This window comes from Rhodococcus sp. BP-349 (genome assembly GCF_019835845.1).
In the GTDB taxonomy this organism is placed as follows: domain Bacteria; phylum Actinomycetota; class Actinomycetes; order Mycobacteriales; family Mycobacteriaceae; genus Rhodococcoides.
Genome location: NZ_JABUDR010000002.1, coordinates 92,025 through 108,874, shown reverse-complemented (window position 1 = coordinate 108,874; position 16,850 = coordinate 92,025). Strand labels below are relative to the sequence as shown.

Sequence of the window (16,850 nt, the reverse complement as noted above, 5' to 3'; positions counted from 1 at the left end):
ATCTGTCATGGCGACAGACGAGGCGGTGACGTGTCCGTGACCGACCGCGATCCCCTCACCCCCGATCTGCTCGCCGACCTGCACGCGGGCGTGCTCCCCGACGACGAGGCCGCTCGCGTCCGTGCACGCGCCGACATCGACGTCGAGGCAGCCGCGTATCTGGCCGACCTGGACGCCGTCGTCGAGATGGTGGGTGCGCGCGGCGCCGATCTCACTGCCGGGTTCCCGATGCCTCCCTCCGTCGCCGCTCGGCTGCAGGAGGCACTCGCCGACGCACCGCGAGACGAGGTGGCGACACGACGAGCGGGCCGACGCGCCCGGATGCCGGTCGTCGCGGCGGCCGCGGCGATCACCGTGCTGGTAGGGGCCGCCGCCGCGCTGTCCCTGGCATCGATCGAGTCATCCGGCGATGCCGATGACGTGGTCGCATCGGATCGTCTGCTCGATGATCGGACGGTGCTGTCCTTCGTCGGGTCGGTCGATCGTGGTCGCTTCACCGATGCCACCGTGCTGGCCGGCTGTCTCGAGGCCAACGGCATCCCGGCGTCGGCCACGGTGGTCGGATCGGGACCCGTCACCCTCGACGGCACCGAGGCGACCCTTCTCGTCACGGCCGGAACCACGCCCGGTTCGCTCGTCGCGATTGCTGTGGGCGACGCGTGCGGTCCGGACGATCCGGACACGGTCTCGCGCGCGGAGATCGGCTGACACATCCCGTAGCTGTCGTCTCGGGCCGCCTGCCTCGAGTGAGGGAACAACGTCTCCTGACCTAGTGTTGGAGCCATCAGAGGGTGTGCGCTGACGCGTCGGCCCTGGTTTTCTCACACGAATTCGGAAGGCGAAGATGACTACCTCGGACATCCACGACCTGATCATCGTCGGGTCCGGTCCCGCCGGCTACACCGCTGCGGTGTACGCGGCACGCGCAGAACTGAAGCCCCTCGTGTTCGAGGGCACCCAGTTCGGCGGTGCGCTGATGACCACGACCGAGGTGGAGAACTTCCCCGGCTTCCGCGACGGCATCATGGGCCCCGATCTCATGGAGCAGATGCGCGAGCAGGCGATGCGATTCGGCGCCGACATCCGCACCGAGGACGTCGAGGACATGTCGTTGACCGGTGACGTCAAGACCGTGACCGTCGACGGCACCGAGTACCGTGCCCGCGCGGTCATCCTGGCCATGGGTGCCGCCGCGCGCTACCTGGGTGTGCCCGGAGAGCAGACGTTGCTCGGCCGCGGCGTGTCCGCCTGCGCCACGTGCGACGGGTTCTTCTTCCGTGACCAGGACATCGCGGTCATCGGTGGCGGCGACTCCGCCATGGAGGAGGCAACCTTCCTCACCCGCTTCGCGCGCTCGGTCACCATCGTTCATCGCCGTGAGGAGTTCCGTGCGTCGCGCATCATGCTCGAGCGTGCCAAGGAGAACGAGAAGATCACCTTCGTCACCAACGCCGACGTCGTCGAGGTGCAGGGCGAGTCCGGCGTCACCGGACTGAAGATCCGTGACACGGGGTCCGGTGAGGAGCGCGTGCTCCCGGTGACCGGCGTGTTCGTCGCCATCGGCCACGACCCTCGCTCCGAACTCGTCCGGGGTCAGGTCGAACTCGACGACGCGGGCTACGTGACGGTTCAGGCGCCCACCACGTCCACCTCCATCGACGGTGTCTTCGCCGCCGGCGACCTGGTGGATCACGTCTACCAGCAGGCGATCACCGCGGCCGGTACGGGCTGCTCCGCGTCGATCGACGCCGAGCGTTGGCTCGCCGACCAGGGCGACATCACCGAGAACACGCTCGAGAACGCCGACCGCGACGTCGACGCCGTGAGCGTCTGAGCACCGTCCACCCGGATCACCTATCGGCACACGAGAGGCACGAGAACATGACCGACAAGAACACCGTCACCATCAGCGACGACACCTTCGCCACCGAGGTTCTGCAGAGCGAGAAGCCCGTCCTGGTCGACTTCTGGGCAACGTGGTGCGGACCGTGCAAGATGGTCGCCCCGGTGCTCGAGGAGATCGCCGGTGAGCACGCCGACAAGATCACCGTCGCCAAGCTCGACATCGACGCGAACCCGCAGGCAGCGCGTGATTTCAAGGTGATGTCGATCCCCACCATGATCCTGTTCCAGAATGGCGAACCCGTGAAGACCATCGTCGGAGCCAAGGGCAAGGCCGCGCTGCTGCGCGATCTGGACGGCGTCCTCTCCTGACCTGATTCGCACCACCACACGCCCGGCCTGTCCATGACACGCCGGGCGTGTGTGTGTTCTGCGGCCGGGACGATTGTGGGAGGAGCATGATCTTCTGAGACAATCGTCCTTCAGGAACACCTACCGGGGACGTGTACCGCCGGGCGCCGAGGCGTCCGGTACCGAAGAAGGGTCGACGACAGTATGAAGCCACTCCGCCACGGCGATCGAGGTCCAGCCGTCGCGGAGGTCCGGGACATCCTCTCGGGTCTCGGCTTCCTGCCGCCCTCCGCCGCGGTCGACGGCGACATCGCCTGGGCGGAGCCGAACGTGCTGTTCGACGCTGCTCTCGACGAGGCCGTCCGTGCATTTCAGCAGCAGCGCGGTCTTCTCGTGACCGGCGAGGTGGACACCGCCACCTATCGCTCGGTCAAGGAGGCGTCCTTCCGACTCGGCGCCCGCACCCTGATCTACCAACTCTCCGCTCCGCTGTACGGCGACGACGTCGCCACGCTGCAGCGTCGACTGCAGGACCTGGGGTTCTACAACGGCCGGGTCGACGGCTACTTCGGCGGCGAGACGCACGAGGGCCTGTCGTCCTTCCAGAGCGAGATCGGGCTGTCACCGGACGGCATCTGCGGACCCGCCACACTGCGCGCCCTGGACCTGCTCGGCACCAGGGTCACCGGCGGGTCACCACACGCGATCTCCGAGGAGGAGCTCGTTCGTCGATCCGGCCCCCAGTTGACGGGCAAGCGCATCGTGATCGACCCGGGCCTGGGTGGCACGAACTCCGGCATGGTGATCCAGACCGCGGACGGTCCGCTGACCGAGGAAGCGATCCTCTGGGATCTCGCTGGACGCCTCGAGGGGCGCATGGCCGCGACCGGTATGGAGACCTACCTGTCCCGCGCCCGATCCACGGATCCCAGCACGGCCGAGCGCGCCGAGACCGCCAACGGTATCGGCGCCGATCTCATGATCTCGCTGCGCTGCAGCAGCTACCCGTCGCCGGTGGCGCACGGTGTGGCCAGCTTTCACTTCGGCAATTCACACGGCTCCGCGTCGCTCATCGGTCAGGTGCTCACCAGCTACATCCAACGTGAGATCGTGGCACGAACCTCGCTGCAGGACTGCCGGAGTCACGGTCGCACGTGGGACCTGCTCCGACTGACGAACATGCCGACCGTACAACTCGAGCTGGGATACCTCACCAGCCATGAGGACGTCGAGGTGCTGGCCGACCCGCGGATGCGCGACATCATCGCGGAGGCCGTCCTCGTCGCGGTGAAGCGCCTGTATCTCCTCGGCCAGGACGACCAGCCGACGGGCACGTTCACCTTCGCCGAGCTGCTCGCCTACGAATTGTCGGTCGCCGAAGGCGCCTGACGGGGTTCCGTCGGGTCGGACGTCTGCTCAACGAGCCCCGACGGGCACCCGAGCATCGGCTTCGACGACAGTGAGCGCTGCTGCCTCCAGCAGCCGCTCGAGCGCCGCCTCCACGTCTTCCTTCCACCCGTGGTCCCGATCGAGCTCCAACCGGAGCCGCGGGAACCGGTGATGCGGAGCCACGACCTCGAAGCCGTACTTCTCGAGGAAGTCGGCGTCGATCATGCAGGTGGCCTCTCCGCACGGTGGAGTGTCGATGAGGGAACGTCGCTCGTCGAGCTCGGAATCCTCGAGCCGGACTCCGAACGCTTCGAGCGCTCGCACACCACGGTTGACGAGATCGCGCACCACTGCGTGCAGGAGCGTGTCCCGGATTCCGTCACCGTCCTGCGCGGACAGGGGTGAGTAGAGCGAGGTCAACAGAACTGCGTCCGGGCTGACGGGCGCGGTGGGGAAGTGCGAGACCCTGGGTACGGCCCCGGGGGGTGCGTACAGAGCGCACCCCACCGAATCGGAGGATGCCGGTACATCGGCGCCCGCGACATCGGTGGCGACCTGTCCGCACGGACCCCACTCGAGCATGACCATCGACAGCCACGCCTCCTTCTCGAACTCGGTGTCGACGAGAGTCGCTGTGGAAGGGGCCGCGGGATCCATGGTCCAGAAGACGCACTGGCGATCGTGCGCCGGAAGCGCATCGAATCCGCCGAGGGTGAGTGTGGAGACGACGATCGACACGCGTTGACTCAGCCTCCGTACCCCGACTCGCGGCGGCGACGAGCCTCCGCGACTGTGTGTGCCCCTTCAGGATAAGCGATAGGCCTCTCTCGAGGACACCACGGCGCCCGTCAGACGAAAGTCTCAGCAGTGCAATGACTTTCGGCTTCGATGGCGCAGTTACGTCACAGTGACGAAAGGAGCGTGGGTGGCCGTACCCGCGATCGACGCGGTCACGACGACTTCTGGCGTTCCATCATCTCCACGATGCGCTGAAGGTCGTCCACCGAGCCGAACTCGACCACGATCTTGCCTTTACGCTTGCCGAGGCTCACGGTGACACGGGTGTCGAACGATTCGGAGAGCCGCTCCGCGACGTCCTGCAGACCCGGCATCTGGATCGGCTTGCGTTTCGGAGTCGGGGCCGGCGCAGCCGGGTCCTCCCGATTCGCGAGAGTCACCGCCTCTTCGGTGGCTCGCACCGACATGCCCTCGGCCACGATGCGTGCCGCCAAATCCTCCTGTGCCGCGGCACCCGCATCGAGCGACAACAGTGCTCGAGCATGTCCGGCGGACAGAACGCCTGCCGCAACACGCCTCTGTACGGGGATGGGGAGCCGCAGGAGCCGGATCATGTTGGTGATGACCGGCCGGGATCGACCGAGCCGGGCAGCGAGCTGATCGTGCGTGACGTCGAACTCCTCGAGGAGTTGTTGGTACGCAGCCGCCTCCTCCAGTGGGTTCAGCTGGACACGGTGAATGTTCTCGAGGAGCGCGTCGCGGAGGAGAGTGTCGTCTGCGGTCTCGCGGACAATCGCCGGAATGGCGTCCAGGCCGGCTTCCTGGCTCGCTCGCCAACGACGCTCACCCATGACCAACTGATATCGATCATCACCGATCTGGCGGACCACGATCGGCTGCATGAGGCCGAACTCGCGGATCGAGTGCACCAGCTCCTCGAGCGCCTCCTGCTCGAACACGGAGCGTGGCTGCTTGGGATTCGGCTCGATCTTGCCGGGAGCGATCTCTCTGTACACCGCACCTGCGGGCGTGAGATCGTCCTCGACGATCCTCGGCGGGGTGGAGGACGGAGCCGTCGCCGTGCGGGACTCACCACCGATGACCACGTCCGCGGCCGCCGATCCCAGGCCGGAACTTTGACCGGGGGATGTCGGAATGAGAGCCGCCAGACCGCGGCCGAGACCGCCCTTCTTGGTCGAACTCATGCCGTTGCCTCCGTCCCTGCGTTCATGCTCGCGCTCCGCGCCGCCATCTCACGCCCGGCATCGAGGTAGGACATGGCTCCACGTGAACCCGGGTCGTAGTCCAACACGGTCATTCCGTAACCGGGAGCTTCGGAGACCTTCACACTGCGCGGAATCACCGACTTGAGTACGGCATCGCCGAAGTGCTTGCGCACCTCGTCCGCCACCTGGTCGGCCAGCTTGGTTCGGCCGTCGTACATCGTCAGGATCACCGTGGACACGTGCAGGCGCGGATTGAGGTGCGCCTGGACCAACTCGATGTTGCGCAGTAGCTGACCGACACCTTCCAGCGCGTAGTACTCGCACTGGATGGGAATGAGTACCTCCGTTGCCGCCACCATCGCGTTGACGGTCAGGAGTCCGAGCGAGGGAGGGCAGTCGATGAGGACGAAGTCGATCTGCAGATCATCGAGCGCAGCGCTGGACAGTGCCGTCTTGAGACGACCTTCGCGGGCCACCATGGAGACCAACTCGATCTCGGCGCCGGCCAAGTCGATCGTCGCCGGGATGCACATCAGGCGATCATTCTTCGGGCTGCGTTGAATGGCCTCCACGGCGGTGATCTCACCGAGGAGCAGCTCGTAGCTGGACGGGGTGCCCGAGGTGTGGACGGCGCCGAGAGCAGTCGACGCATTGCCCTGGGGATCCAGATCGACGACCAGAACAGACAGCCCCTGCACAGCGAGTGCCGCGGCGATGTTCACCGCCGTCGTCGTCTTACCGACGCCGCCCTTCTGATTGGCGATCGTCAGCACTCTGCGGACTGGCGGTCGCGGGAGGGCGACACCACTCTTGTGCAGAACCTGGCTCGCGCGCTGGGCGGCCGCACCGATGGGGGTGTCGTCCGACGTGATGGGGGAGTAGCCGTAGGACTCCGATGCCGGTCGTGTTTCACGTGAAACGTCGACGGCGGGTGTTTCACGTGAAACAGCGGCTTCGGATTCACCCGACATGACTTGCTCCTTCGACAACGATCGATCCACGCAGACGTCAGCGTGAGCCGGCGGAGAACTTGGGGACGCGGTTACCACGCACAGCGCGCTCCGCGCGTACAACGATAGTCGGTGTGGGAACGACGCCCTCACCACACTGCAACACCTGGAAGTTCTTTGCGCCTATCCGCGTGAGGGTCCCGGAGTCGCGATCGATCTCCTCCTGCGCCGTGCTGCCCTTCAAGGCGAGCATCACGCCGCCCTCGTGCACAAGGGGCAGGGACCAGCGCGCCAACTTCTCCAACGGGGCAACTGCACGCGACGTGACGATGTCACAACCGCCGGCTTCTTTGATGACGCCCGGCTGCTCGGCTCGTCCGCGCACCACTGTCACGTCGAGACCGAGTTGCTCCACGATCTCTGCGAGATACACCGTGCGGCGTAGGAGCGGCTCGACGAGGAACACGGACAGATCCGGTCGAGCGATCGCGAGCGGGATCCCTGGCAGCCCGGCGCCACTGCCGACGTCGACCACGCTGGCGCCCTCGGGGATGAGTTCTCCGACCACGGCGCAATTCAGGAGATGACGCTCCCACAGCCGGGGAACCTCGCGCGGACCGATCAATCCTCTGACGACACCGTCACCCTTCAGGGAGTCGTAGTACGCCCGAGCCGTGTCGGCCCGGTCACCGAACACTCGAACGATGGCATCGTCGACCCACGCTGGAGTCGCGGACTCTTCCTCATGTTCCACGTGAAACATCCTCTCGCGTCCTGCTGGGTGGTCATGAACCACACTCGTGTAATTCTGCTGACGCCGGGCGCCACGCGCTGGAGGCAGTCTAGTGACGACCGCAGACATTCCTCACCCGCCGAGACGTCGACCGACCCCGGACATAAGAAAGGGGCGCGGTCCGTGGACCGCGCCCCCTGTCGACTCCGTCGTCAGATCACTCCTTGACGACGACCACGTGTCGATTCGGCTCGACGCCGTCACTCTCACTCGTCACACCGGCGACCGTCGCCACGGCGTCGTGCACGATCTTCCGCTCGAACGGGGTCATCGGCTCCAGGGGTTCGCTGTCACCGGACGCCGCGACGCGCTCAGCGGCCTCGGTTCCCAGTCGCGTCAACTCCTCGCGGCGGCCCGCACGCCATCCGGCCACATCGAGCATCAGCTTGCTGCGGTCGCCCGTCGACTGCTGCACAGCGAGACGTGTCAGTTCCTGCAGGGCGTCGAGAACCTCACCCTTGCGGCCGACCAACTTGTTGAGATCCTTACCGCCGTCGATGCTGACGACTGCACGGTCACCCTCCACGTCGAGGTCGATGTCGCCGTCGAAGTCGAGGACGTCGAGCAACTGCTCCAGGTAGTCGCCCGCGATCTCACCCTCTTCGACGAGGTAGTCCTCGGCGTCACCCTCGGGCTCGTCCGCCTCTGTGTCTGATTCCGGGGTCACGGCAACAGCGGCCACCACGGTGTCGTCTGCCGAGGCCTCGACCTCGGGTGTGCTCTGCTCGTCCGTCTTCGAATCGATGGTCACGTTGTCGTCCATTTCCGTTCGCACTCGTATCACTTCACGTGGTTCTGGTCCGCGGGCGGACCGGCAGGGTCACGACGGCCGGATCAGCGACGCTTCTGCTGCTTGGGTCGCACCTTGCCGGGAGGAGTCTTCTTCTTCCGAGGAGTGGTGGCGCCGTTGGTGGCCGCGGTGCCCGGTGTCGGGTTCGACTCCGATGATGCCGTGTCACTGCCGGTGTCCGTGGCCGATTCTGCGGCGACGGCGCGGGTGGGCTTGGCTCCCGGTGCCGGCTTCTTCTTCAGGGCGTCAGGGCGCGCACCGGGCTTCGGAGCGTTCTCGTTCCGGCGCTCGAGAGCGGCTTCCTTCTTCGCCGCCTCTTCCTTGTCGATGCGACCGAAGACGAGGTGCTGCTGCGCATAGGTCCACACGTTGTTGCTCACCCAGTACAGGAGGATGGCCACGGGAAGGAACGGGCCACCGACGAGGACGCCGAGCGGGAACACGTACAGCGCGAGCTTGTTCATGATCGCCGACTGCGGGTTGGCCGCAGCTGCCTCGCTCTGACGCGCCACCGACGCGCGCGAGTTCAGGTGGGTCGCGATGCTGGCGATGATCATCAGCGGAATGGAGACGGCGAGGATCGGACCGATCGACGGGATGCCCCCGAACGGCTCGAACGCGCGCAGCTGTGACTCGGGCGACGTGATGGCCGCCGAGATGGGAGCACCGAAGAGACGTGCCGACAGGAAGGACTGGACATCCTCGACGCTGAAGAAGTAGTTCGGCGTCTCGGCGTTGACCTCCGGGCTCAGACCCAGCTGTCCGATACCGGTGCCTGTGCGGTTGAACGACCGGAGCACGTGGAACAGACCGATGAACACCGGTGCCTGTGCGAGTACAGGAAGGCAACCCATGATCGGGTTGAATCCGTGCTCCTTCTGGAGCTTCTGCATCTCGACGGCAAGCTTCTGGCGATCCTTGCCGTACTTCTTCTGCAGAGCCTTGATCTGCGGCTGAAGTTCCTGCATCTGGCGCGTGGTCCGCACCTGCTTGACGAAGGGCTTGTAGAGGATCAGACGCAGTGTGAAGACCAGGAACACCACGGACAGCGCCCAGGCGAAACCGCTGTCCGCGCCGAGCACGGCACCGAACACTTTGTGCCAGACCCAGAGAATTCCGGATACCGGGTAGTAGATGAAGTCGAGCACGGCTCTATGTACTCCTCTGTTGGTTCACCCTCACGGGGTCATGAGACTGCGGGCAAGCGTGGTCGGTGTCGGTCGGCACCGCGTCGGCGCCACCCCGGAGACGACGCGGGGGTGGAACGGGATCCCACCCACCAGGGTGCCAGGGTGCGCACTTGAGGAGGCGGACGACCGCCAGAACGGCACCGACGACGAACCCACGGGTGCGGAGCGCCTCCACGGCGTACTCACTGCACGTCGGCGTGAATCGACACGTCGGAAGACGAAGAGGGGAGATGTAGGACCTGTATGCCTCGACGAGAAGGATGACCGACCGGGCGGGGAGAGACACCAGCCGACGGAGAAGGCCACGGTCGGACGCAGGCACGTCCGAGACCGGATTCGAGGACTCCGTCATCACGTCTCGGACCGGCCGAGGGCGCGGGGGCGCTCGGCGGGAACCGGGTGAGAGGAGTTCATCGCGCGCATCGCTCCGAGTCGTCGCAGACCCGACGCCAGCTGGCGTTCGAGTTCGGAGGACGCCGCGGTCGCTGCGCCGGGCAGTGCCCGTACGACCACGTCGACATCCGACTCGACGAGAGGAAGCATCGAGCTGCAGATATGACGAAGCCGGCGTGCGACTCTGTGTCGAGTCACCGCCGGCCCCACTGCTTTACTGACCACGAGCCCGAAACGCGGGTGTCCGGAGGAGACGAGAGCGTTCTCGTCTTCTCGGAACCTCAGGTGCACGACGATGTCGTGGCGTCCTGTGCGTCGGCCACGGCGCACCGTCGTCTGGAAATCCGACGACTGGTGCAGCCGATGCTGCTCAGGTAACACCCGAGCGTTCCGGTTACCGGGAAATCAGGCGGTCAGCGACGCGCGGCCCTTGCCGCGACGAGCCGACACGATCGCGCGGCCGGCACGCGTGCGCATGCGCAGACGGAAGCCGTGCACACGTGCACGACGACGGTTGTTCGGCTGGAACGTCCGCTTGCCCTTGGCCACGGTGGTACTCCTCGAGATATCGGCAGTCCCGAGGACTGCCGGTGGTGTGATGATGGTCGCGAGTTCGGCGAACTCGAGTTCGGTGGCCACCCGTGCAGGGGAACGGCAGGACCGATCCACGCATGTCGCGGGTGACCGTTCGAGGGTACTGACGGCGTCGAACGAGGTCAAACCGCGCTACCCCGGGGACAGGGCTCCTGTCACGATGACACGCCCCCGGCAGGTCGACGACCTCGCGCGGCCGAGAGAGGACCGTTCGTCTTGTTGTGCACCGGTGAGCCTGCTAACTTCGCTGTGCGGGTGACGACGTCTCGCCCCGTCGGTGGGGATCTCTCACCACGACTCTGCATCACCGCAGGTCACAGCGCCGCTGCTCCGGCACGTCTCCGCGCGAGATGCCGTCGAGCTACACCGGTGTCGTTTGTCCACAGCTGTGGATAATTATGTGGAAACACAGGTCGGGTGGCATATTCGTGTCGTCGGCGGAGCTCTCGAGGCACCGCAGCATCATCGACGGCCGCGGTCACGCCACGGCCCCTGGGAGGCACCGTGGAGGACGATCCGGACGTCTTGGCCGCTGTATGGCCGAGTGTCGTCGCCGAGCTCACGGCCGAGTCCAATTCGGGGTCGTCTCTGTCTCGCGCTCAGAAGGCGTGGCTCGCACTCGTCCGACCCATCACTCTCGCGCAAGGTTTCGCCCTGCTCTCGGTTCCGTCGCCGATCGCGCAGGAAGCGGTCGAACGTGGTCTGCGTGAACCCATCCTCGCGGCACTCGGCCGCCATCTCGACCGCCCGGTCGAGGGACTCGGTGTCCGGCTCGCTCCCGGAGCGGACGCCGACCTGTCGGATGTCCCCACGCCCGTCGACACCGAACGCCGCCCCGACACCGCACACAGTGCACCCGTGTATCGCCGACGCCTGCTCACCGAGTCCACCGCGGGGGAACCGTCCGACTCGGAGAGCAGTGACTACGGCGATCACGAGGAGGTCGACGACGATCGGGACGCTCTGACCAGCGTCCAGAACTCGTGGCCCACCTCCTACACGGTGCCGCCGCGGTCGACGTCCACTCCGACGGGCAGCACGAGCCTCAACGCGAAGTACACGTTCGACACCTTCGTCATCGGCGCCTCGAACCGGTTCGCCCACGCGGCCGCCGTCGCCATCGCGGAGGCACCGGCGCGGGCGTACAACCCGCTGTTCGTGTGGGGTGCGTCCGGACTGGGAAAGACTCACCTGCTGCACGCCGCCGGCCACTACGCCCAACGTCTGTTTCCCGGCATGCGCGTGAAGTACGTGTCCACCGAGGAGTTCACGAACGACTTCATCAACAGCCTGCGAGACGACCGCAAGGTGGCGTTCAAGCGCCGCTACCGCGAGACGGACGTCCTGCTGGTGGACGACATCCAGTTCATCGAGGGCAAGGAAGGTATCCAGGAAGAGTTCTTCCACACCTTCAACACGCTGCACAATGCGAACAAGCAGATCGTGGTCTCCTCCGATCGGCCGCCCAAGCAGCTCGCGACCCTCGAGGAACGACTGCGCACCCGCTTCGAGTGGGGCCTCATCACCGACGTGCAGCCGCCCGAGCTCGAGACGCGTATCGCGATCCTGAGCAAGAAGGCGCAGATGGACCGCCTGGACGTGCCCCACGAGGTGCTCGAACTCATCGCGAGCCGGATCGAGCGGAACATCCGTGAGCTCGAGGGTGCGCTCATCCGGGTGACGGCCTTCGCGTCGCTGAACGGGCACAACCTGGACACCGCGCTCGCCGAGGCCGTTCTCCGAGACCTGATGCCGGACTCGACGGGACTGGAGATCACCGCGGCCACGATCATGGCCGTCACTGCGGAGTACTTCGACACCTCCATCGAGGAACTGTGCGGACCCGGCAAGGCCCGTGCACTGGCGCAGGCACGCCAGATCGCGATGTATCTGTGCCGCGAACTGACCGATCTGTCGCTGCCCAAGATCGGTCAGACGTTCGGCCGTGACCACACCACCGTCATGTACGCCGACAAGAAGATCCGTAAGGAGATGGCGGAGCGGCACCGTACGTACAACCAGGTGCAGGAGCTCACCGCCCGCGTGAAGCAGCGCTCCAAGCGCTGACCCACCCGAGTGTTCACGGCCGTTCGAGTCGCCCCCGCGGCGACTCGGGCGGCCGTTCTCGTCGGTACCGGAGTTTCTGCGCCGGAGAATTCGACCGGAATCCGGGCCGATTCTGCTCGATACACACCTGTGGACAACTGTGTGAATAACGTGGATACCCCGGGGATGAAATCTGTAGTTCGCGCCGAGTCCACCGTCCGTCCACATGTGACCCGCGCCGAGCCCGTCGTGGTGCCCGGGTTCATCCTCGAGCCGCCACGCCGTGCCACCAGCACCGGACAGGGTCGGTCCACAGATTCCACAGGACCTATGACTACTGCTTGTATTTCTTCCTAGGAACATCTCTTTGAAAACAGGGTGGGGACGGATCCATTCACAACCGCCTCCGAGGGCTCGGATCGAGACGAACCCCGACTTTTCAGCACGCGCTCGAAGGCATACGGTGTGGTTTGCCCACCGACTCGTGTGGAGCAGGTCAGCGAGAGGATCAACCGGGCGATGGAGCTTGGCAGTGTGAAGTTTCGAGTTGCTCGAGAAGATTTCTCCGATTCGGTGGCCTGGGTGGCCCGGTCGCTTCCGTCCCGGCCGGCGGTTCCCGTCCTCGGCGGTGTGCTGCTGTCGGTGGACGACTCCGGGCTGACCGTGTCCGGCTTCGACTACGAGGTGTCGGCCCAGGTACGCGTTCCCGTCGAGGTCGCCGGCGGAGGTCAGGTGCTCGTGTCGGGCAAGCTGCTCGCCGACATCACGCGGTCGCTGCCGAACAAGCCGGTCGACGTGTCGGTCGACGGGACCAAGGTGCTCATCACGTGCGGCAGTGCCAAGTTCTCGCTTCCGACGATGCCGGTGGAGGACTACCCACAGCTTCCCGAGTTGCCGTCGCAGACGGGCACCGTCCCGGTCGACGTGTTCGCCGAAGCCATCAGCCAGGTGGCCATCGCCGCCGGCCGGGACGACACGCTTCCGATGCTCACCGGCATCCGGATGGAGATCGACGGGGACTCCGTAGTGCTCGCCGCCACCGACCGTTTCCGTCTCGCCGTCCGCGAACTCGACTGGACTCCGGCCGCACCCGGTACGGCCGCCGCGGTGCTCATCCCCGCGAAGACGCTGTCCGAATCCGCGAAAAGCATTGGTGGCGGCGCGGAGTCGGGCGTCGAGCTCGCTCTGGGCTCCGCCTCGCACATCGGCAACGACGGCCTGCTGGGCATCGTCAGCGACGGCCGCCGGACCACCACCCGCCTGCTCGACGCGGAGTTCCCGAAGTTTCGGCAGCTGCTGCCGTCCGAGCACACCGCGGTCGCCAGCGTGCCCATCGCTCCCCTCCTCGAGGCCATCAAGCGCGTCGCGCTGCTCGCCGAGCGTGGCGCTCAGGTCCGCCTGGAGTTCTCGGCCGACACGGTCACCCTGTCCGCCGGTGGCGACGATGCGGGCCGGGCCGAGGAGTCGATCGAGGCGAACTTCCAGGGCGAGCCCCTGGTGATCGCGTTCAATCCGGGGTATCTCATCGACGGTCTCAACTCGCTGCACTCCGAGCGGGTGTCCTTCGGGTTCACCACACCGAGCCGGCCCGCAGTGCTGCGCCCGGCGGGTGAGGACGAGCTCGAGCCGGACGAGACCGGAACGTTCAGCGCACCGAAGAGTGCGTACACGTATCTGCTCATGCCGGTACGCCTTCCGGGCTGAGTCGCTCGCCAGGCACCGGCGCAGGTCCATCGAAAGGAAGCCACGCATGAACATCGGGTTGGTCGGTCTCGGCAAGATGGGCTTCAACATGCGTGAGCGCCTGCGGCGCCACGACATCGAGGTCACCGGTTACGATCCGCGGCCGGAGGTCACCGACGTCGAGTCGCTCGAGGCCCTCGCCGCCGCGCTCCCCGCTCCCCGCATCGTCTGGGTGATGGTGCCGTCGGGTCCCGTCACGCGCGACACCGTCACCACTCTCGCCGGCGTGCTGTCCGAGGGCGATCTCGTGATCGACGGCGGCAATTCGCGCTTCACCGACGACGCGGTGCATGCAGAACTGTTGTCCGCGAAGGGTATCGGCTATGTCGATGCCGGTGTCTCGGGCGGCGTCTGGGGTCTCGAGAACGGCTACGGCCTCATGGTCGGCGGCGCCGCGGCGGACGTCGAACGTGCGATGCCCGTCTTCGATGCTCTGCGTCCCGAGGGTGAGCGGGCGGACGGTTTCGTCCACGCCGGTCCGGTGGGCGCAGGTCACTACGCCAAGATGGTGCACAACGGTATCGAGTACGGCCTCATGCACGCCTACGCCGAGGGGTACGAGCTCCTCGCCGCGGAGGATCTCATCGAGGACGTCACCGGTGTGGTGCGCGCGTGGACCAAGGGCACCGTCGTGCGGTCGTGGCTGCTCGATCTCCTCGTGAAGGCTTTGCAGGAGGATCCGGGTTTCACCGACATCTCCGGTTACACACAGGATTCCGGCGAAGGGCGCTGGACCGTGGAGGAAGCCATCCGGCACTCCGTGCCGGCTCCCGTCATCTCGGCCGCGCTGTTCGCGAGATTTGCCTCGCGGCAAGTGGATTCGCCGGCCATGAAGGCCGTGTCCGCGCTGCGCAACCAGTTCGGCGGACACGCGGTGCAGCGTGCCCCCAACACGGAGAGCACCGGCGCGTAAGTGTTCGTCCGCTCGGCGACCCTGGTCGATTTTCGTTCCTGGCACCAACTCTCGGTGGACCTCGCGCCGGGAGTGACGGTGTTCGTCGGTCCCAACGGTCACGGGAAGACGAACATTCTCGAGGCACTGGGGTACGTCGCGACGTTGTCCTCACACCGGGTGTCGGCCGACGGTCCGCTCATTCGTACGGGTGCCGAACGGGCACTCGTGCGGGCGTCTGTCGTCAACCTCGGGCGTGAGCTCACCGTCGACGTCGAGATCAACGACGGGCGGGCGAATCGTGCGCGCATCAACACCTCTCCGGTGCGTCGGACCCGTGAGGTGCTGGGCATCCTGAACACGGTGTTGTTCGCACCCGAGGATCTCGCGATGGTGCGCGGTGATCCGAGCGAGCGGCGCCGCTACCTGGACGATCTGATCGTCGCGCGCTCTCCTCGAATGGCCGCTGTCCGTGCGGATTACGACCGTGTACTCAGGCAGAGGTCCGCGCTCCTCAAGAGTGCGAGTGGAGTGCTCCGACGGGGATCGTCGTCGAGCGACGGCGCGAACGCGTTGGCCACACTCGACGTGTGGGACGGCCAACTCGCCGGCTTCGGTGCCGAGATCGTGGAGCACCGGCTGCGCGCGGTACGCGACGTCGGTCCCTTCGTCGTCGACGCCTACCGCCGGATCGCACCGTCGTCGCGGCCTGCGGCCGTCGCGTACCGGAGCAGTCTCGCCGACGCCATGCCCCCCGAGATGCTCGCGCTGGGTCGAACGGAGGAACCGGACGACGTCGAGGTGCTCGAAGCAGCCTTCCTGCAACAACTCTCGGTGATGCGGACGCGGGAGATCGAACGCGGGGTCACCCTCGTCGGCCCGCATCGTGACGATCTCGACCTCGTACTCGGAACCGATCCTGCCAAGGGGTTCGCGAGTCACGGCGAGTCGTGGTCCTTCGCATTGTCCCTGCGGCTCGGCGCGTTCGAGTTGCTGCGGTCCGAGGGTTCGGATCCCGTGCTCCTCCTCGACGACGTCTTCGCCGAACTCGATCGTGCGCGGCGGACCGCCCTGGCGGGAGTCGCGGTGACGGCGGAGCAGGTGTTGGTGACCGCGGCAGTGCCCGAGGACGTGCCGCCCGAGTTGCGAGCGCGCCGCATGGACGTCCGCGCCCACGAGACCGAGGGCGCACGCAGATCCGAACTGACCGAGGTGTCCGAACCGGATCCTGTCGGAGGCGCGCCCGATACTGATGTGGACACGAGCCACGTCGAGGAGGAGTCATGACGGACGAGACGACGTCCGGCGGCGATCCGGCCGAGCCCCCGCTGCGCGGAGCGGACATCGCGCGGCGCGCGCTCGAGAACGCCCGCGCGGCCGCCAAGGCCAACGGCAAGGCCGTGGGGCAGGGTCGCGCGTCGACGCAACGCCGGCCGCGACGGTCGCGTACCTGGTCCGGCTCGCGGCCCGACGATCGGGATCCCCAGGCACTCGGGTCGCTGGCGAAGACACTCGCGGCGTCGCGCGGATGGTCCGCGAAGGTCGACGAGGGCACGGTGCTCGGGCGCTGGCCCCAGGTGGTGGGTGAGGACATCGCGGCGCATGCCGAGCCCGTGTCCGTCCGGGACGGAGTGCTGGCGGTGTCGGCGGAGTCCACGGCGTGGGCCACCCAACTGCGGCTGATGCAGTCGCAGATCCTCGCGAAGATCGCGGCATCCGTGGGCCACGGTGTGGTCACGTCGCTGCGCATCACCGGGCCCGCCGCGCCCAGCTGGAAGAAGGGGGACCGGCACGTGTCCGGTCGGGGGCCTCGGGACACCTACGGCTGACACCGAGCCCCATTGATCGGTTCGATCGCGATGGGTACCGTTTCACGAGGGAATGACCGGATGTGGTGATCGGGGACAGCGTCT

The 16,850-nt window shown here is 66.6% G+C and carries 18 protein-coding genes; 9 read left to right on the top strand and 9 right to left on the bottom strand.

All coding sequences use genetic code 11. The features are described 5' to 3' along the window. The first annotated feature begins 30 nt into the window (after window positions 1-30). From HQ325_RS10945 to HQ325_RS10930, 4 genes are all read left to right on the top strand, one after another. Window positions 31-708: a hypothetical protein gene (locus HQ325_RS10945; RefSeq protein WP_222629423.1), complete on the top strand. Its 678-nt coding sequence runs from the start codon at window positions 31-33 to the stop codon at window positions 706-708. Window positions 709-844: 136 nt separating this feature from the next. Beyond that, the gene (trxB, locus tag HQ325_RS10940; RefSeq protein ID WP_222629421.1) at window positions 845-1,834 is read left to right on the top strand and encodes a thioredoxin-disulfide reductase; all 990 of its coding nucleotides are present in this window, start codon (window positions 845-847) and stop codon (window positions 1,832-1,834) included. A gap of 47 nt (window positions 1,835-1,881) precedes the next feature. After that, entirely contained in the window at window positions 1,882-2,214 is a 333-nt protein-coding gene (gene trxA, locus HQ325_RS10935; protein WP_222629418.1) for a thioredoxin, read from the top strand. A gap of 183 nt (window positions 2,215-2,397) precedes the next feature. Continuing rightward, window positions 2,398-3,582, top strand: coding sequence for an N-acetylmuramoyl-L-alanine amidase (locus tag HQ325_RS10930; protein ID WP_222629416.1), 1,185 nt, complete (start codon window positions 2,398-2,400; stop codon window positions 3,580-3,582). A gap of 27 nt (window positions 3,583-3,609) precedes the next feature. Here HQ325_RS10930 and HQ325_RS10925 read toward each other — a convergent pair whose 3' ends face one another. The 9 genes from HQ325_RS10925 to rpmH all read right to left on the bottom strand — a co-directional run bounded on the left by HQ325_RS10925 (window position 3,610) and on the right by rpmH (window position 10,211). Beyond that, window positions 3,610-4,320 carry a GNAT family N-acetyltransferase gene (locus HQ325_RS10925; RefSeq protein WP_222629413.1) on the bottom strand — a complete coding sequence of 237 codons (711 nt, stop codon included), beginning with the start codon at window positions 4,318-4,320 and terminating at the stop codon, window positions 3,610-3,612. Between the two features lie 212 nt (window positions 4,321-4,532). Further along, entirely contained in the window at window positions 4,533-5,525 is a 993-nt protein-coding gene (locus HQ325_RS10920) for a ParB/RepB/Spo0J family partition protein (RefSeq protein WP_222629411.1), read from the bottom strand. Continuing rightward, window positions 5,522-6,517: a ParA family protein gene (locus tag HQ325_RS10915; protein WP_222629409.1), complete on the bottom strand. Its 996-nt coding sequence runs from the start codon at window positions 6,515-6,517 to the stop codon at window positions 5,522-5,524. The genes HQ325_RS10920 and HQ325_RS10915 overlap by 4 nt, the downstream gene beginning before the upstream one ends. Before the next feature lie 37 nt (window positions 6,518-6,554). Beyond that, on the bottom strand, window positions 6,555-7,259 hold the full coding sequence (rsmG, locus tag HQ325_RS10910; RefSeq protein ID WP_222629407.1) for a 16S rRNA (guanine(527)-N(7))-methyltransferase RsmG: 705 nt from the start codon (window positions 7,257-7,259) through the stop codon (window positions 6,555-6,557). A gap of 187 nt (window positions 7,260-7,446) precedes the next feature. Next, window positions 7,447-8,052, bottom strand: a complete 606-nt coding sequence (locus tag HQ325_RS10905; RefSeq protein WP_222629405.1) for a protein jag — start codon at window positions 8,050-8,052, stop codon at window positions 7,447-7,449. Between the two features lie 71 nt (window positions 8,053-8,123). Then, window positions 8,124-9,227 (bottom strand): membrane protein insertase YidC, encoded by a 1,104-nt coding sequence (gene yidC / locus HQ325_RS10900; protein WP_222629403.1) that lies wholly within the window; start codon window positions 9,225-9,227, stop codon window positions 8,124-8,126. Window positions 9,228-9,231: 4 nt separating this feature from the next. Beyond that, the gene (gene yidD / locus HQ325_RS10895) at window positions 9,232-9,621 is read right to left on the bottom strand and encodes a membrane protein insertion efficiency factor YidD (RefSeq protein ID WP_222630946.1); all 390 of its coding nucleotides are present in this window, start codon (window positions 9,619-9,621) and stop codon (window positions 9,232-9,234) included. Further along, the gene (rnpA, locus tag HQ325_RS10890) at window positions 9,621-10,043 is read right to left on the bottom strand and encodes a ribonuclease P protein component (RefSeq protein ID WP_222629401.1); all 423 of its coding nucleotides are present in this window, start codon (window positions 10,041-10,043) and stop codon (window positions 9,621-9,623) included. The genes yidD and rnpA overlap by 1 nt, the downstream gene beginning before the upstream one ends. A 24-nt stretch (window positions 10,044-10,067) precedes the next feature. Continuing rightward, window positions 10,068-10,211, bottom strand: coding sequence for a 50S ribosomal protein L34 (gene rpmH / locus HQ325_RS10885; RefSeq protein ID WP_027505944.1), 144 nt, complete (start codon window positions 10,209-10,211; stop codon window positions 10,068-10,070). 549 nt (window positions 10,212-10,760) lie between these two features. Here rpmH and dnaA point away from each other — a divergent pair. The 5 genes from dnaA to HQ325_RS10860 all read left to right on the top strand — a co-directional run bounded on the left by dnaA (window position 10,761) and on the right by HQ325_RS10860 (window position 16,766). Then, the gene (dnaA, locus tag HQ325_RS10880) at window positions 10,761-12,323 is read left to right on the top strand and encodes a chromosomal replication initiator protein DnaA (protein ID WP_027505943.1); all 1,563 of its coding nucleotides are present in this window, start codon (window positions 10,761-10,763) and stop codon (window positions 12,321-12,323) included. Between the two features lie 498 nt (window positions 12,324-12,821). Continuing rightward, a complete protein-coding gene (gene dnaN / locus HQ325_RS10875; protein ID WP_027505942.1) occupies window positions 12,822-14,006 on the top strand; it encodes a DNA polymerase III subunit beta in 1,185 nt (394 codons plus the stop codon). Window positions 14,007-14,034: 28 nt separating this feature from the next. Further along, the gene (gnd, locus tag HQ325_RS10870; RefSeq protein WP_308014562.1) at window positions 14,035-14,958 is read left to right on the top strand and encodes a phosphogluconate dehydrogenase (NAD(+)-dependent, decarboxylating); all 924 of its coding nucleotides are present in this window, start codon (window positions 14,035-14,037) and stop codon (window positions 14,956-14,958) included. Then, window positions 14,959-16,224, top strand: coding sequence for a DNA replication/repair protein RecF (recF, locus tag HQ325_RS10865; protein WP_222629399.1), 1,266 nt, complete (start codon window positions 14,959-14,961; stop codon window positions 16,222-16,224). It begins immediately after the preceding gene. Further along, window positions 16,221-16,766, top strand: a complete 546-nt coding sequence (locus HQ325_RS10860; RefSeq protein WP_222629396.1) for a DUF721 family protein — start codon at window positions 16,221-16,223, stop codon at window positions 16,764-16,766. The genes recF and HQ325_RS10860 overlap by 4 nt, the downstream gene beginning before the upstream one ends. Window positions 16,767-16,850 lie beyond the last annotated feature (84 nt).

Coding starts and splice junctions, on each gene's coding strand:
- HQ325_RS10930 (WP_222629416.1), top strand. CDS start 2,398: ATGAAGCCACTCCGCCACGGCGATCGAGGTCCAGCCGTCGCGGAGGTC.
- HQ325_RS10920 (WP_222629411.1), bottom strand. CDS start 5,525: ATGAGTTCGACCAAGAAGGGCGGTCTCGGCCGCGGTCTGGCGGCTCTC.
- trxA (WP_222629418.1), top strand. CDS start 1,882: ATGACCGACAAGAACACCGTCACCATCAGCGACGACACCTTCGCCACC.
- HQ325_RS10860 (WP_222629396.1), top strand. CDS start 16,221: ATGACGGACGAGACGACGTCCGGCGGCGATCCGGCCGAGCCCCCGCTG.
- HQ325_RS10905 (WP_222629405.1), bottom strand. CDS start 8,052: ATGGACGACAACGTGACCATCGATTCGAAGACGGACGAGCAGAGCACA.
- yidD (WP_222630946.1), bottom strand. CDS start 9,621: ATGACGGAGTCCTCGAATCCGGTCTCGGACGTGCCTGCGTCCGACCGT.
- HQ325_RS10915 (WP_222629409.1), bottom strand. CDS start 6,517: ATGTCGGGTGAATCCGAAGCCGCTGTTTCACGTGAAACACCCGCCGTC.
- rsmG (WP_222629407.1), bottom strand. CDS start 7,259: ATGTTTCACGTGGAACATGAGGAAGAGTCCGCGACTCCAGCGTGGGTC.
- dnaN (WP_027505942.1), top strand. CDS start 12,822: ATGGAGCTTGGCAGTGTGAAGTTTCGAGTTGCTCGAGAAGATTTCTCC.
- trxB (WP_222629421.1), top strand. CDS start 845: ATGACTACCTCGGACATCCACGACCTGATCATCGTCGGGTCCGGTCCC.